Below are 14,856 nucleotides of genomic sequence, written 5' to 3'. Positions count from 1 at the left end.
CGGGCCATGTCTCCGGAGACGGGCGCCTGACCCATGGTCGAGTGGAGCGACGAGGGCATCGTCCTGGCGGCCCGGCCGCACGGCGAGGGCTCGGCCGTCGTGATGCTGCTGACCCGGGCGCACGGCCGGCACGCAGGGCTGGTCCGCGGCGCCTTCTCGGGGCGGGCAAGGGGGCTCTACCAGGCCGGCAACCGGGTGACCGCGGAGTGGCGGGCGCGGCTGTCCGAGCATCTTGGTAACTATGCCTGCGAACTCGCCCACGGCTATGCGGCCGCGGCGCTTGACGACCCGCTGAAGCTGGCCGGCCTGACCGCCGCCTGCGCGATCGCCGAGGCGTCGTTGCCCGAGCGCGAGCCGCATCCCCGGGTGTATGACGGCCTGGTCGCGCTGCTCGACGCGATGGCCCGTCCGGACCTGGGCGATGCCTGGATCGCCGCCTATGTCCGATGGGAGATCGGGGTGCTGGCAGACCTCGGCTACGGCCTCGACCTGGAGAGCTGTGCCGCGACCGGCGTGAACGACGATCTCGCCTATGTCAGCCCGCGTTCCGGCCGGGCGGTCTCGCTGGCCGCCGGCGAGCCGTACCGCGACCGGCTGCTGGCGCTGCCGCGATTCCTGATCGGGCGCGGCGGCGGCGACGTCGACGATCTTTTCCGGGGTCTGGCGCTGTCCGGATTCTTCCTTGAGCGCCATGTGTTTGCGACCCACGGCCGGCAGCCACCGCCGGCCCGCACGCGTTTCGTTGAACGCTTCGCGCGGGACGTTACAGTATCTGGTGGAGGATCGAGCATATGACCACGACATCTACCGACGACCCGCCGCGGATCCGCGATACCTGGCTGGCCGACGCGCTGAGCGAGCGCTATCTCGCCTATGCGCTGTCGACCATCATGGCGCGCTCGCTGCCCGACGTGCGTGACGGCCTGAAGCCGGTGCACCGGCGGCTGCTGTTCGCGATGCGGCAGCTCCGTCTCGACCCGGGATCGGCCTACAAGAAGTCGGCCCGCGTGGTCGGCGACGTCATGGGTAAGTTCCACCCGCACGGCGACTCCTCGATCTACGACGCCCTGGTCCGGCTGGCCCAGGATTTCGCGGTCCGCTATCCGCTGGTCGACGGCCAGGGCAACTTCGGCAACGTCGACGGCGATAACGCCGCGGCGATGCGGTACACCGAAGCGCGGATGACGGAGGTCGCCCGCCTGCTGCTCGAGGGAATCGACGAGGACACGGTCGATTTCCGGCAGACCTACGATGGCGAGGGCGAGGAGCCGGTGGTCCTGCCGGCGGCGTTCCCGAACCTGCTGGCCAACGGCGCCCAGGGCATCGCGGTCGGCATGGCGACCTCGATCCCGCCGCACAACGTCGACGAGCTGTGCGCCGCCCTGCAGCACCTGATCGAGCACCCGAATGCCCGCGACGAGACCCTGATCGACCTGGTTCCGGGCCCGGACTTCCCGACCGGCGGCACCCTGGTGGAATCCCGCGAGGCGGTCATGGAGGCGTACCGGACCGGGCGCGGCAGCTTCCGGGTGCGGGCGCGCTGGGAAGTCGAGCCGTTGAAGAACGGCACCTGGCAGATCGTCGTCACCGAGATCCCGTACCAGGTCCAGAAGTCCCGGTTGGTCGAGCGCATGGCGGAGCTGCTGCAGGCCCGCAAGCTGGCGCTGCTCGACGACATCCGCGACGAGTCGGCCGCCGACATCCGCCTCGTGCTGGAGCCGAAGAGCCGCAACGTCGACCCCGACGTGCTGATGGAGAGCCTGTTCCGCCAGACCGACCTTGAAAGCCGGATCCCGCTGAACCTGAACGTCCTCGACAAGGACAACGTGCCGCGGGTCATGAGTCTGCGCGAGGCCCTGCAGGCGTTCCTGGACCATCGGCATGAGGTGCTGGTGCGCCGCACCCGGCACCGGCTCGAGAAGATCGCGCACCGCCTGGAGGTACTGGGCGGCTACCTGATCGCCTATCTGAACCTCGACGAGATCATCCGGATCATCCGCGAGGAGGACGAGCCGAAGGCCGTGATGATGCGGACCTTCGAGCTGACCGACGTGCAGGCCGAGGCGATCCTCAACATGCGCCTGCGGGCCCTGCGGCGGCTCGAGGAGATCGAGATCCGCAAGGAGTTCGAGGAGCTGTCCGCCGAGCGCGACGACCTGGTCGCGCTGCTCGACGACGAGCGCCGGCGCTGGCGGACCGTCGCGCAGCAGCTCGGCGAGCTGCGGCGGACCTTCGGCAAGGACACCGAGCTCGGCCGCCGCCGCACTGTGATCGGCTCGACCCCGAGCCCGGTGCTGGTGCCGACCGAGGCTCTGGTGGAGCGCGAGCCGATCACCGTCATCTGCTCCGAGAAGGGCTGGATCCGGGCGCTGAAGGGCCATATCGGCGCCGACCAGGAGGTCAAGTACAAGGAGGGCGACGGCGAGCGCTTCCGACTGCATGCCGAGACCACCGACAGGATCCTGGTGTTCGCCACCGACGGCCGGTTCTACACCATCGGCGGCGACAAGCTGCCGTCCGGCCGCGGCCATGGCGAGCCGATCCGCCTGATGATCGACCTGGCCAACGAGGAGGATCTGGTCGCGATCAGGCCGCACCGGGCCGGCGAGCGGCTGCTGGTCGCCTCGACCGAGGGCCGCGGCTTCGTGGTGCCGGCCGACGACGTGGTGGCGCAGACCCGGACGGGCAAGCAGGTGCTGGTGCTGGATGCGGGCGCCAAGGCCCAGGTCTGCGTGCCGGCAACCGGCGACGCCATCGCGGTGGTCGGTACCAACCGCAACCTGCTGGTGTTCGACCTCGCCGACCTGCCGGAGATGTCGCGCGGCAAGGGCGTGATCCTGCAGAAGTACAAGAGCGGCGGCCGGCTGGCCGACGCCGTGGTGTTCAAGGCCGAGGAGGGACTGTCCTGGACGCTGCAGGGCGGCCGACGGCGCACCGAGACCGAGCTGGAGCCGTGGCGCGGCAAGCGTGCCGGGGCCGGCCGGAACCCGCCGAACGGCTTCCCGCGGCCGCCGCGCTTCACCTGATCGCGGCGCCGCGGCCGGCGGGCCGCACCCGCAGCAACGACCAAGGGCCCGGCGCGATGCGCCGGGCCCTTTCCGTTTCGGCCGCTTGCGGCGTTTGCCGCGGGGGATGCTCAGAAGTACAGCGAGATGTCCGTGTGGTGGGCCTGGCAGGCGGCGATCTCGACCGCGATCTCGTCGGGCATCCGGTTGAGCTGGCGCAGGCCGATCGTGTACTTGATCGCCGCGTCGTAGGCCTCGAGCTGCGGCAGGAGGCTTTCCCGGGCGTTGGTTCGCCAGGTGATTTCCTCGCTCATGATCGCCACGGCCTTCTCGAACTCCTGGATCGCCTTCTCCGGCTTGTCGGCGTCGCGGCGGATGGCGCGGCGCGTCGACGACAGGGCGGTGCGGATCTCGTTGACGTCCGAGACCCCGTCGTTGAGTTGCCGTTCGACTTCCTTGATCGCCTCTTCCTTGCTGTCGGCGCTTTGCTCGCTGCGCACGACCTCCCCGAGGGCGCGGAGGTCGTCTTCCAGGGCGGCCAGCGCGTCGGCGGTCCGCAGGACGCCGATCAGCTCCAGGATCGGCTCGTAGGCCTGGTCTGTGGTCCGCCGATAGGTGAGGCGCGCGCGCTTCTCCTCGGCCAGCACTTTCTTGAAGTCACGGTGCCGCGGCTCCCAGTCGTCGGGAATCGATGCTTCGAGCTGCTTCAGCTCGGCCTCGAGACGGTCCCGTTCCTCCTCCAGGCCCGCGAGGTAGGCGGTCTCGTCGGGACGGAAGCGCTTGGCGAGGTCGATCCGGTTCCTGATCTCCTGGATCTCCTGCTTGTGGCCCCGGATGTCGTCCTGGGTCGCCCGGACGGCGACGTGCAGGGGCCGGTAGTTCACCGCGGCGTCGTCGATCGCCTTGGACGCGGCGAACGCCTCGTCCAGGGCGGTGAAGGTCTGGCCGGCCGTGTCGAGCGCCTTCGCGACCGCGGTGGCGCGGCGCTTCGGGAGGGTCGAGAGATCCCATCCCTGGGCCTGCCGGATCGCGGCCTTGATCTCGTCGCCGCGGTTCGCGTTGGTCTCCCGGATGTAGTCCTCGATGCAGCTCTGCAGGCGCGGGTTCTTCGGCGGCGGGGCCGTCACACCGGTGAGCGAAACCCGGCTCGGGATGTAGTTCACCAGCTCCGGCACCACGCCGACGATGAACAGCGCAAACAGCTGCAGCGAGATGAACGGAACCACGCCCTTGTACATGGAGATCGTCCGCACCACCGCCGGGGCGACGCCGCGCAGGTAGAACAGCGCGAAGCCGAAGGGCGGCGTCAGGAACGACGTCTGGATGTTCAGGCCGATCATCACGCCGAGCCAGACCGCGGTGACGTTCGCCGACGGGTCCATCAGCAGGATCGGGGCCACGATCGGCACCACGACGACGGCGATCTCGATGAAGTCCAGGAAGAAGCCGAGGACGAAGATCACGGCCATGACGATGATGAACTGGGCCCAGAACCCGCCGGGCAGGCCGGTCAGGAACTCACGGACCAGGTCCTCGCCGCCGAACGCCCTGAACGCCGCCGTCAGCATGGCGGCGCCGAGCAGGATGATGAACACCAGCGAGGTCGTCTTCGCCGTCTCGATCATCACGCCCTGCAGCGTGTTGTCGATCTTCAGCGTGCGATAGCCGCTCCAGGACAGGGCGACCAGCAGGCCGATCACGCCGACGGTGGCCACCAGCATGCCGATCACGTCGGCCTGGGTGTTGACCTGGCGGATGTTGAGCGGGACGACGTGAAGGGTGCCGAGGATCAGGACCACGGAGACGACCGCCAGCACCGCAGGCCGATAGGTTCCCTTGCCCTCGTACAGCCGGTAGCCGGCCATGATCAGTGCGCCGGCCGCGCCGATAGCGCCGGCCTGGTTGACGGTGGCGATGCCGGTGATGATCGAGCCGAGCACGACGAAGATCAGCGTCAGCGGCGGGACCAGGGCCAACAGGACCTTGCCGGCGAAGCGGCGGTCGTAGGCGCCGTCGAAATGAACCGCCGGTGCCATCTTCGGGCGGACGAAGGAGATCACCAGGATGAACAGCATGTACAGCCCGACCAGGATCAGGCCCGGCAGCAGGGCGCCCATGAACATGTCGCCAGCGCTGGTCGAGCTGACGCTGAACTCGCTCGGCATCGAGAACTCGCCGGTGTTCGCCTTGTAGAGCGCCAGGCGGGCGGTCGCCGCCTGGTCGACGGCGCCGGACAACTGGTCGGCCAGGATGATCAGCACGATCGACGGCGGGATGATCTGGCCGAGGGTCCCCGAGGCCGCGATGGTGCCGGTGGCGAGCGGGTGCGAGTAGTTGTTGCGGAGCATCGCGGGAAGCGAGATCAGTCCCATCGCCACCACCGTCGCGCCGACGATGCCGGTGGTCGCGGCCAGCAGCGCACCGACGAACACCACCGAGATGCCGAGGCCGCCGCGGATCGGGCCGAACAGCTGCGCCATCGATACCAGCAGGTCTTCCGCGATCTTGGAGCGCTGCAGCATGATGCCCATGAACACGAACAGCGGGATCGCGATCAGGGTGTCGCGTTCGACCTCCCAGTAGATCCCGCGGAAGTTCGTGACGCCGGCGCTGAGCCAGTTCACGGGGCTGCCCTGGGCGAAGTAGGCGTCCGCATTGCCCTCGAAGAGCATGCCGGACATCGCGGCGAGCCCGATGGTGACGATCGCCGAGCCCGGGAGGGCGAATGCGACCGGGAAGCCCGATCCGAGGGCCGCAGCCATCAGGATCACGAGGAGGGCGAGGAAGAAGAGCTCCATCTTTAGGCGCCGCTTTCGCTCTGGTCGGTCATGGGCCGGAGGCCCTGGAAATGCTGCGATGACACGGGTCGCCGGGGGCCGGCGCCCCGGTCAGGACATCGGGGATTCGGTGTCGCGGTGGCCCGGTTCGCCGCGCATGTCGGCCACGCTGTCCATCAGATAGCCGGCGAACTGGATCATCATGGTAACGGCGAAGATTCCAAGGAACCCGGCCATCAGGTACTTCACATACATGCCGAAGCCGGACTGCGAGACCTCGTAGCTCAGTAGCGGGCCGGTGATCACGCTGGTCTTGTCGAACATGCCGAAGACCAGGATCACGCTGCAGAGCGTGACGCCCATGAACAGGCAGCCGAGCGCGTTGGAAATCCCCTTGGCGCGCGGCGAGAACCCCGAATACAGGACGTCCACGCGCACATGACCGTCCTCGTACAGCGTGTAGGCGCTGGCGAACAGGAACAGGCCCGCGTACCAGAACCGCACCAGGTCGCCCTGGAACGCCTGCTCGTAGGAATAGATGAACCGGGTCAGTACGATCAGCAGCTCGGCGACCACCACCAGCAGCGCCAGCCACTGGAAACCGATGGTCCGGGTCCATGCCGCGATAGCCATTGCGAGCACCAGCAGCGGCATGTGGATGACGGGCCCCCGGAACTGCGAGCGACCGAGTTCGGTCGCCAGTTCGTGCCCGACCATGGTCACGAGCAGGTTCTCGACCCGCAGGAACGAGATCAGCATGTCGGCGAGCCCGATCAGCACCACCGCCCAGAACGCCGCCCGGACGATGTAGGCCACCACGCTCGACAGCAGCTGCGAATCCTGCCGCAGCCCCCGGTCGGTGCGCGACACGAACAGGACCGGTCCGACGACGCCGGCCACGAACAGGGCGGCCTGGACGATACCGAGGCCACCCTTCGAGAAGGCCGACTGGGCGCCCGGCCAGCCGTGCCAGATCGACAGGTAGGTGTTGATCAGGAACGCGGCTGTCAGGCCGACGATCATCCACCCGACCGCGCGGGTGAAGCCCGGTCCCGGAAAGCCGCCCTTGGACGGGTAGCGGGATGCTGGTTCCATGGTCGCCATGGCAGGCAGTCTCCGTTAGCAACCGCGGTCGCCCCGCGATCTTCACGACGAATGGATCGGACCCGGTTCAAGCCGTCCGGCATGGAACCGTGAGCCGAGTATCGCGCGGCTTGGGACGCCGTCTTAGTTCGGGGAAGTCCGTATGGCGATTCGAAAACGGACGGGGTCAGGAGACCCCGTCCGTCGATTTTCGAATCCGCGACCGGATTAGAGACCCAGCACCCGGTTGCGCTGGGCGTAGTACGCGCCTTCGGACAGCTTCATCCAGGCGCCGACATCGGACCGCGCCTTCGCAAAGCTCTCATGAATGCGATTGGCGAGGTCGCTGTGCGCGCGGACCTCCTCGTACACCTCGGCCGAGGCACGACCGAACGCATCGTAGACGTCGTCGTTGAACTCACGCAGCTGGACGCCGTGCTCCTGGGTCAGCTTCCGCAGGTAGGTACCGTTGTTGGCGTTGAACTCCGCCATCATGAAATCGGTCTCTTCGGAAGCGCAGGCCTTGATGAGGAGCTGGTCGGACTTCGAGAGCTTGTCCCACCACGCCTTGTTCAGACCCAGCGAATCGTAGCCGCCCGGCTCGTGCATACCCGGGTAGTAGTAGTACTTCGCCGCCTCGTAGAACTTCAGGAAGTAGTCGTTCCACGGGCCGACCCACTCGGTCGCGTCGATCGCACCGGAGACCAGGTTCTCGTAGATCTGGCCGCCCGGCAGCGAGACCGGCGAGGCACCCAGCTTGGCCATGACGTCGCCGCCCAGGCCCGGGATACGCATCTTGAGGCCCTTGAGGTCCTGGGAGGAGTTGATCTCCTTGTTGAACCAGCCGCCCATCTGCACGCCGGTGTTGCCGGCTGCGAGGCACTTCAGGCCGAATTCGCCGGCCAGCTCGTCCCACAGCTCCTGGCCGCCCATGTGGTGGATCCAGGCGCCCATCTCGTTCTCGGTCAGGCCGAACGGCACCGAGGTGAAGTACGCCCAGCCCGGGTGCTTGCCTTTCCAGTAGTAGTCGGCGGCGTGGTAGGCCTGGGCATTGCCCGAGGCGACCTCGTCGAACGCGTCGAAGGCGCCGACCCGCTCACCGGCGGCAAAGTACTGCACCTGGATCCGGCCGTCGGAGACCTCCTGGATACGCTTGGCGAGGCGCTGCGCCCCGGTGCCGAGGCCCGGGAAGTCGCGCGGCCAGGTCGAGACCATAACCATCTCGACGCGAGACTGCGCGATCGCCGGCGCCGAAAGCGCGCTTGCGGCGGCGGCAATGCCGCCTACGCTGGCCCCGGTAAGAAATGAACGACGCTTCATGGTTTTCTCCCATCGTGTTGCCGTCCGCCATACCAATCGGCGGATTGTCCCCCTGAATCGCACTCCCTGTTACGCGTGCGACGCGTGGCCCTGAACCACGCAGGTCGCGCGGATTATAGTGGAGCGACATGCTGGTGCAACAAGCGTCCCTGCCCATAAAACCGGCAGAACCCTATGTCTTCTGCCCTGAAACCGATGGATCGTTGAATGCCGCCCGGCTGGCCGCCACACTCGCCGTCGATTCTGCATTCTTCCCGGAAGTTCCCTATGCGCCTCGACATCTGCTGCGTCGGAAACCGCTTCAACATGTACCGCAACGTGATCGCGCTGCTGTACCACGCCCTGGTCGACGCCGGGCACGACGTGACGGTGTCGCAGAACCGGATCGCGACCGACGCGCTCACCATCATCGTTCCACCGATGGCGTTTCGCGTTCCGGAACTGGTCGAGGCGCTGGCCGGCCGGCGGGCACGCTACCTGGTGCTCGGGGTCGAGACGCTCGGCGGAATCGCCCATGGCGCCGGGCCCGAGGCGCCGGACGACCGGGAGCCGTTCCGGCGGTTCTTCGGGAACGCCGCCGGAGTGCTGTGCCTGTTCCGGGAAGACATGGAGAGCTACCGGACGGTGACGCCGCGACCGGTCTATATGCGTTACGGCTGCCATCCGGCGGTGGCTGAGATCCCGGACGCCGCGGAACGGCCGGTCGACGTGTTCTTCTTCGGCGACGTCGATCCCTATCCGGCGCGAGCCCGGGTGCTGCAGCAGCTGCGCGAGGCCGGGCTGGCGGTCGACGTGCTGGCCGGTTCCTCGCACGCGCCGCACGAACTGCTGCGCAATGCCCGGATCGGCCGCTCCAAGATCGATCTCAACCTGGCCCATGCCGATCATGTCAGTCCGCAGCGCGTGGTGTATCTCGCCAACAACCGGCGCTGCTGCGTGTCCAACACGGTACCCGACCCGGACGGCTACCTCGCCGCGACCAGCGCCTTTCCGGACGACGCCGCGCTGGTCGACGCCTGCCGGGCGATGGTGGCGGACGGGAGCTGGCGGGCGCGGGGCGAGGAGGCGTACGAACGGGTGCGGGGCTGGGGAATGACCGGGATCGTCACCGCGGCGCTCGACGAGGTCCTGGCGGGCGACGGCGCGGGGGCGTCACTCCTCGCCGGAAATCGTTAGCTCCTCCCAGCCCCCGGCGGTCAGGCACTCCACCGGCTGGAACTGGGTCTTGTAGGCCATCTTGCGGCTGCCCCGGATCCAGTAGCCGAGATAGACGAACGGCAGGCCGCGCGCGGCCGCGCGTCGGACGAGATCGAGGATCATGAACCTGCCGAGCGCGCGCTTGTCGGCGCCCGGCTCGAAGAAGCTGTAGACCGCGGACAGCCCGTCGTCCTGGCGGTCGATCAGCACCGCCGCCCACAACACCGACCTGGCGTCGCGATACTCGATCAGCGAGGTCTCGATCGGCGAGCGCTCCACCATTGCGGCGTAGTCCGGATAGTCCATCAGCGCCATCTCGCCGTCGCCGTGGCGGCCGGCCTGGTAGCGCGAGAACAGCTCGAACTGCTCGCGCGTCGCCTCGTTCGGGACGTCCTCGCCGATCAGGTCGCCGTTGCTCCTGAGCACGCGCCGGTGACCGCGGGTCCAGCGAAAGTCGGCGGCACGCAGCCGGACCGGCACACAGTCGGTGCAGCCCGCGCAGGCAGGCCGGTACGCCAGGTGCTGGGTGCGCCGGAAGCCGGCCCTCGCCAGGGTGTCGTGGGCGTGCCGGCCGCGGCGCGTCGACAGGTCGCACACCAGTCGCCGCTCCTGCAGCCCGGGCAGGTAGGGGCAGGGCATCGGCAGCGTGTGGAAGAAGGTGAGGGGCGGCGCCAGCGTTGCGTCGTGCATACTCGCATTCTCCGCTCAGGCGGCGTTCTGCTCGGGGACGACCCCGCAGAATTCTGCCCGAACCGCCGCCGTCACCGCAATCAGCTGGCGCTGCACGTAGTCGGAGAACTGGTGCAGGCCGAACTGGATGACCGTGTCCGGGCTGTGGTCGGCGAGCGCGGCGCGCGTCTCGTCCAGGATCTCCATCGCACTGGCGCCGGCGCGCAGGCCGAAGCCCGACCGAAGGCGATGCAGGTGTCCGTCGATTTCGGACAGGCATAGCGCGATCGATCGCGGGAAGCTCATGTTGAACAGCAGGAACGCGGCCACCTGTTTCGGCGACATGCCGCGGGGATGTTCACGCCGGAACGCGTGGTAGCCGGCGACCGACCGCAGCATTGCGTTCCATTGGCTGACGTCGACCGGGCTGCCGACCGCCTGGTTGGGCGGCAGCAGGAGGTGGTACTTGATGTCCAGCAGGCGACTGGTCTGGTCGGCGCGCTCGACCTCCCGGCCGATCAGGTAGAAGTACCAGGTCTGGTCCCGGAAGAAGGTCCCCTCGGTGATGCCGGTGTGGGTCTGGCATTCCTCCTTGATCATCGCGCAGACCCGCGACAGCTCGCTGTATTTCAGGTCGTCCGAGGTCAGGGCAGACAGCGTGTTGTTGAACACGTTCAGGTGACTCCACATCTCGGTCGAGATGGTCGGCCGGAGCGCCCGGGCATTCTCCTTGGCGGCGCGGATCGTCGAGATGATCGACGACGGATTGTCGCGGTCCAGCACGTAGAAATGCACGACGTTGGCGTAGGAGGCGACGTCATAGGCCTCGTCGAAGCGTTCCTCGTCGGCGTTGAGCTGGACGATCGAGCGCCAGTTCTGGCTGCCGCGGGAGTCCCGGGAGAAGTGCAGGTTGACGTCGAGGATGCGCGCCAGGCTCTCGGCCCGCTCCATGTAGCGGCCCAGCCAGAACGAGCAGTCGGCATAGCGGGCCAGGAGGAACTTGGTTCCGATCGTCATGGTTCTAGCACCCAGGTGTCCTTGGAGCCGCCGCCCTGGCTCGAGTTGACCACGAGCGATCCGCGCCGGAGCGCGACCCGCGTGAGACCGCCGGGCAGTACCCATGACGACTGGCCGGTGACCACGAACGGCCGCAGATCGACATGCCGCGGCTCGATCGTGCCGTCGATCAGGGTCGGGCAGACCGAGAGGTCGATCATCGGCTGGCTGATGAAGTTGGCCGGGTCGGCCTGCAGCTTGGCGCGAACCTCGTCGATCTCTTCCCTGGTCGCCCGCGGCCCGATCACGATGCCGTAGCCGCCGGACTCGCCGACCGGCTTGACCACCAGGTTCTCGAGGTTGGCCATGGTGTACTCGAAGCCCTCGCGCTCCCGGCAGATATGGGTCTCCACGTTGTCCAGGATCGGATCCTCGTCCAGGTAGAACCGGATGATCCGCGGCATGTAGGCGTAGACCGCCTTGTCGTCGGCGCAGCCCGTGCCGACCGCGTTGGCGAGGCCGACATTGCCCTTGGCGTAGGCGGAGAACAGCCCGGGCACGCCGAGCAGGCTCTCCGGGTTGAACACCTCGGGGTCGAGGAACGCGTCGTCGAGCCGGCGATAGATCGCGTGCACCGGCGCCCGGCCGGCGGTGGTTCGCATCCACACCCGGTCTTCCTCGACGAACAGGTCGGAGCCCTCGACCAGGGGCACGCCCATCTCCCGGGCCAGGAACACGTGCTCGAAATACGCCGAATTGAAGACCCCGGGCGACAGCAGGACGACCTGCGGGTCGCCGACCTGCTCCGGCGCCAGGTCCGCCACCGCCTCCAGCAGCTTCTGGCCGTAGTCGCTGACCGGCCGGATGCCGATCTCATCCATCAGGTCGGGGAATGTCCGCTGCATCATGTGGCGGTTCTCGACCACGTAGGACACGCCGGACGGGGTGCGGGCGTTGTCCTCCAGGACCTTGAACTGGCCGAGATGGTCGCGCACCAGGTCGACGCCGCAGACGTTCACATAGGATCCGTGCGGGACCGAAACACCGCGCATCTGCTCCCGGTAGTAGGCGTTGCCGTAGATCAGTTCGGCCGGCACCACGCCTTCCTTGATGATCCGGCCGTCGTGGTAGACGTCGTGCAGGAACATGTTGAGCGCCGCCACGCGCTGCTTCGAACCACGCTCGATGATGTCCCAGTCGCGGGGCGAGATGATCCGCGGGATCACGTCGAACGGCAGGATCCGGTCGATCACGTCCCGCTCGGAATAGACCGTGAAGGTGATCCCGAGATTGTAGAGTTCACGCTCGGCGATCTCGGCGCGACGTACGAGGTCGGAAAGCGTAAGGCTGCCGAGCCGGGTTCGGACCATCGCCGCGTGCTCTGCCGGGGCGCCGTCGCCTCCGAACATCTCGCACCAGTGGTTCTGCCGGTCGTAGGCGGTAAGCAGGTCGGAACCGTCGCTCATGATCTCCCCGTCGCAGCCGGACCGGAGGCCCGCCTCGCTGGGAGGCATGGCCGGACCATTCAGGCTAAGAGCATCGCCGTCGGACCACAACCGGCATACCGGCGGGGAGGTTCCGGGGCGGCGGGCCGGCTCAGCCGCCGGCCCTCGGCAGCTGCGCGGGACCGCCGCGGTCGACCGCCGGCGGGCCGCCGCGATCGGGGGTGCCGGAAGGCGCGCCGGTGTCTGCAGGGGACCCGGCCGGGGCGCCGCCGGCCTGCGCGGCGCGGCGCCGGGTTTCTTCCGCCGCGATCTTCTTGGCCTCGTCCCCGGTCGCCGACAGATGCTTGAGGATGATGCTGATCCGACGGTTGGTGGGGTCCGCGGGATCCTCGGCCAGCGGCTCGCGGTCGGCCTTGCCGACCACCTCGTCGATGCGCTTCTCGTCGATGCCGTTGGCGACCAGCACCCGCCGAGAGGCGTTGGCGCGGTCGGAGGACAGGTCCCAGTTGGTGTAGGTCGAGCCGGGCGCGAACTGCTTGGAGTCGGTATGCCCGGTAATCTCGATCTGGTTGGGTAGCGTGGAGATGATCTCCGAGACCTTGGTCAGCAGTTGCCGGGTCTGCTCGTACATGGCGGCGCTGCCGTTCGGGAACAGAGCGATCTTCTCCTGGTCGATCAGCTGGATGCGCAGGCCCTCGGGGGTGGAATCGATCTTCAGGGACTCCCCGACCTCGCCGAGTTCCGGAGTCTTCTCGATCGCCTCCTTGATCGCCGCCTCGGCGTCCTCGAACTGCTGTTGCTCGCGCTCCCGCAGCAGCTGCTCGACGACCTCCTGGTTGACCGTGCCTTCCTCGTCCTCGCGCGAGCCGAGGCGGGACTCGATGTTCTCGGGATCGTCGGAATCCGGATCGAGCGCTTCGGTGCGTTCGGCCTGCGGCCGTGCCACCTGGGGCGTGGAAATCTGCGGCGGCGAACTCGGCGACTTCAGCGCGCCGGGGACGGTGATCGAGGTTCCGCCGAGGACGCCGCCCGAGCCGGAGCGCGTCGAGCGCGAGATCGCCGTCGGGTCGAAGTAGTTGGAGATGCCCATCTTCTGCTCCTCGGTCGTGGCATTGAGAAGCCACAGGAGCAGGAAGAACGCCATCATCGCGGTCACGAAGTCGGCGTAGGCGACCTTCCAGGCGCCGCCATGGTGGGCACCATGCCCGCCCTTCTTGAGCTTCTTGATTACGATTGTCGCGTGGTTGTCCACCGACCGGCACCTTCCTCAAGTCTCACCCGATCCCCGACACTGCAAGGTCGGGGCCAGATTCTCGGTCTTCAAGTCGCCATTCGGATATTTAGACCGGCGGCAGCGCTGCGACCGCCTCCTCCACCTCGAAGAACGACGGCCGGTCCTTGCTCATCAGGGCCTTCCGGGCGAATTCGACGGAAACGGCCGGGGCATATCCGGAAACGTGGGCGAGCAGGCCGGCACGGATGCAGCCCAGATACTTGGCGTCGGCGGCGAAGGTGTTGCCCATGGCGGACGCCAGCGGGGCGACGAAGCCATAGGACAGCAGAATTCCCAGAAACGTGCCGACCAGGGCGCCGCCGATCAGCTTGCCGAGCACTTCCGGCGGCTCGGTGATCGAGCTCATGGTCTTGATCACGCCGAGCACCGCCGCGACGATGCCGAGGGCCGGGAATCCGTCGCCCATGGTCTGATAGGCACTCTGGATCTGCGCGTCCTCGGCGTGGTGGGTCTCCAACTCCTCGTCGAGCAGATCGGCCAGCTCGTGCGGATTGTCGGTGCCGAGGGTCATCATGCGCAGATAGTCGCACAGGAACTCCATGGCGTGGTGGTCCGCGGAGAACCTCGGGAAGGCCTGGAACAGGCTGCTTTCCTCGGGGCGTTCGATATGCGATTCGATCGCCAGCATGCCCTTGGTCTTGGCGAGCTTGAAGATCGCGTAGAGCAGGGACAACAGTTCCAGATAGTCGTCCTTCGTGTACTTCGGCCCCTTGAGAGCCGACTTGAAGCCGCGGCCGGCCTGCGCGAGCACGTATTTCGGATTGGCGGTGATGAAAGCGCCGACACCGGCGCCGCCGATGATCACCAGTTCGAACGGCTGCCACAACGGGCCCAGCTTGCCGCCCATGGCCATGTAGCCGCCGATCACGCAGACGAAAACGACAACCCAGCCGATGATCACGAACATTGTCGGCTCCCGTGTCCGGTTTTCCCGGGGCACATCATCCCTTTGATCGTCTTATAATTCGTTAACTTAGCTGATTTGCCAAGACGATCGCGCAAACCGCTGCAGCGGCGGGCGTTTTGGGTGCGGGCCATTCGCCGGGCTGTGTCCATCATGTTTGAGCGAA

At 67.5% G+C, this 14,856-nt stretch carries 11 protein-coding genes; 3 read left to right on the top strand and 8 right to left on the bottom strand.

Going from position 1 to position 14,856, the window contains the following annotated elements:
* The first annotated feature begins 33 nt into the window (after window positions 1-33).
* Both recO and parC read left to right on the top strand, forming a co-directional pair.
* Window positions 34-795 carry a DNA repair protein RecO gene (gene recO / locus RIC31_RS25365; protein ID WP_350114878.1) on the top strand — a complete coding sequence of 254 codons (762 nt, stop codon included), beginning with the start codon at window positions 34-36 and terminating at the stop codon, window positions 793-795.
* The gene (gene parC, locus RIC31_RS25360) at window positions 792-3,026 is read left to right on the top strand and encodes a DNA topoisomerase IV subunit A (protein WP_350114875.1); all 2,235 of its coding nucleotides are present in this window, start codon (window positions 792-794) and stop codon (window positions 3,024-3,026) included. The genes recO and parC overlap by 4 nt, the downstream gene beginning before the upstream one ends.
* 110 nt (window positions 3,027-3,136) lie before the next feature.
* Here the strand turns inward: parC and RIC31_RS25355 are convergent, their stop codons facing one another.
* From RIC31_RS25355 to RIC31_RS25345, 3 genes are all read right to left on the bottom strand, one after another.
* A complete protein-coding gene (locus tag RIC31_RS25355) occupies window positions 3,137-5,803 on the bottom strand; it encodes a TRAP transporter large permease subunit (RefSeq protein WP_350114872.1) in 2,667 nt (888 codons plus the stop codon).
* A 90-nt stretch (window positions 5,804-5,893) separates the two neighbouring features.
* Window positions 5,894-6,886 (bottom strand): TRAP transporter small permease subunit, encoded by a 993-nt coding sequence (locus RIC31_RS25350; protein WP_350114869.1) that lies wholly within the window; start codon window positions 6,884-6,886, stop codon window positions 5,894-5,896.
* Window positions 6,887-7,093: 207 nt separating this feature from the next.
* Window positions 7,094-8,185, bottom strand: coding sequence for a TRAP transporter substrate-binding protein (locus tag RIC31_RS25345; protein ID WP_350114866.1), 1,092 nt, complete (start codon window positions 8,183-8,185; stop codon window positions 7,094-7,096).
* A 267-nt stretch (window positions 8,186-8,452) separates the two neighbouring features.
* Here RIC31_RS25345 and RIC31_RS25340 point away from each other — a divergent pair, with 267 nt between their 5' ends.
* On the top strand, window positions 8,453-9,361 hold the full coding sequence (locus RIC31_RS25340; protein ID WP_350114863.1) for a hypothetical protein: 909 nt from the start codon (window positions 8,453-8,455) through the stop codon (window positions 9,359-9,361).
* Here RIC31_RS25340 and RIC31_RS25335 read toward each other — a convergent pair.
* The 5 genes from RIC31_RS25335 to motA form a co-directional block, all read right to left on the bottom strand.
* A complete protein-coding gene (locus RIC31_RS25335) occupies window positions 9,338-10,072 on the bottom strand; it encodes an arginyltransferase (protein WP_350114861.1) in 735 nt (244 codons plus the stop codon). The genes RIC31_RS25340 and RIC31_RS25335 overlap by 24 nt on opposite strands.
* Before the next feature lie 15 nt (window positions 10,073-10,087).
* Window positions 10,088-11,068 (bottom strand): alpha-E domain-containing protein, encoded by a 981-nt coding sequence (locus RIC31_RS25330; RefSeq protein ID WP_350114858.1) that lies wholly within the window; start codon window positions 11,066-11,068, stop codon window positions 10,088-10,090.
* Window positions 11,065-12,513 carry a circularly permuted type 2 ATP-grasp protein gene (locus RIC31_RS25325; RefSeq protein WP_502990147.1) on the bottom strand — a complete coding sequence of 483 codons (1,449 nt, stop codon included), beginning with the start codon at window positions 12,511-12,513 and terminating at the stop codon, window positions 11,065-11,067. Before RIC31_RS25325 ends, RIC31_RS25330 begins: the two co-directional genes overlap by 4 nt.
* Before the next feature lie 130 nt (window positions 12,514-12,643).
* The gene (locus tag RIC31_RS25320) at window positions 12,644-13,744 is read right to left on the bottom strand and encodes a flagellar motor protein MotB (protein ID WP_350114855.1); all 1,101 of its coding nucleotides are present in this window, start codon (window positions 13,742-13,744) and stop codon (window positions 12,644-12,646) included.
* A gap of 88 nt (window positions 13,745-13,832) precedes the next feature.
* The gene (gene motA / locus RIC31_RS25315) at window positions 13,833-14,693 is read right to left on the bottom strand and encodes a flagellar motor stator protein MotA (protein WP_350114852.1); all 861 of its coding nucleotides are present in this window, start codon (window positions 14,691-14,693) and stop codon (window positions 13,833-13,835) included.
* Between the last annotated feature and the right edge of the window lie 163 nt (window positions 14,694-14,856).

The sequence above is a fragment of the Thalassobaculum sp. genome (assembly GCF_040219615.1).
Lineage (GTDB): Bacteria > Pseudomonadota > Alphaproteobacteria > Thalassobaculales > Thalassobaculaceae > Thalassobaculum_A.
The sequence above is the reverse complement of the archived record's forward strand: the minus strand, read 5'-3'. Positions and strand labels throughout refer to the sequence as shown.

What these genes read in the sequence shown, in the direction of transcription:
- RIC31_RS25350 (WP_350114869.1), bottom strand. Translation starts at nt 6,886, where the DNA reads ATGGCGACCATGGAACCAGCATCCCGCTACCCGTCCAAGGGCGGCTTT.
- motA (WP_350114852.1), bottom strand. Translation starts at nt 14,693, where the DNA reads ATGTTCGTGATCATCGGCTGGGTTGTCGTTTTCGTCTGCGTGATCGGC.
- RIC31_RS25330 (WP_350114858.1), bottom strand. Translation starts at nt 11,068, where the DNA reads ATGACGATCGGAACCAAGTTCCTCCTGGCCCGCTATGCCGACTGCTCG.
- RIC31_RS25355 (WP_350114872.1), bottom strand. Translation starts at nt 5,803, where the DNA reads ATGGAGCTCTTCTTCCTCGCCCTCCTCGTGATCCTGATGGCTGCGGCC.
- recO (WP_350114878.1), top strand. Translation starts at nt 34, where the DNA reads ATGGTCGAGTGGAGCGACGAGGGCATCGTCCTGGCGGCCCGGCCGCAC.
- RIC31_RS25345 (WP_350114866.1), bottom strand. Translation starts at nt 8,185, where the DNA reads ATGAAGCGTCGTTCATTTCTTACCGGGGCCAGCGTAGGCGGCATTGCC.
- RIC31_RS25335 (WP_350114861.1), bottom strand. Translation starts at nt 10,072, where the DNA reads ATGCACGACGCAACGCTGGCGCCGCCCCTCACCTTCTTCCACACGCTG.
- RIC31_RS25340 (WP_350114863.1), top strand. Translation starts at nt 8,453, where the DNA reads ATGCGCCTCGACATCTGCTGCGTCGGAAACCGCTTCAACATGTACCGC.
- RIC31_RS25325 (WP_502990147.1), bottom strand. Translation starts at nt 12,513, where the DNA reads ATGAGCGACGGTTCCGACCTGCTTACCGCCTACGACCGGCAGAACCAC.
- parC (WP_350114875.1), top strand. Translation starts at nt 792, where the DNA reads ATGACCACGACATCTACCGACGACCCGCCGCGGATCCGCGATACCTGG.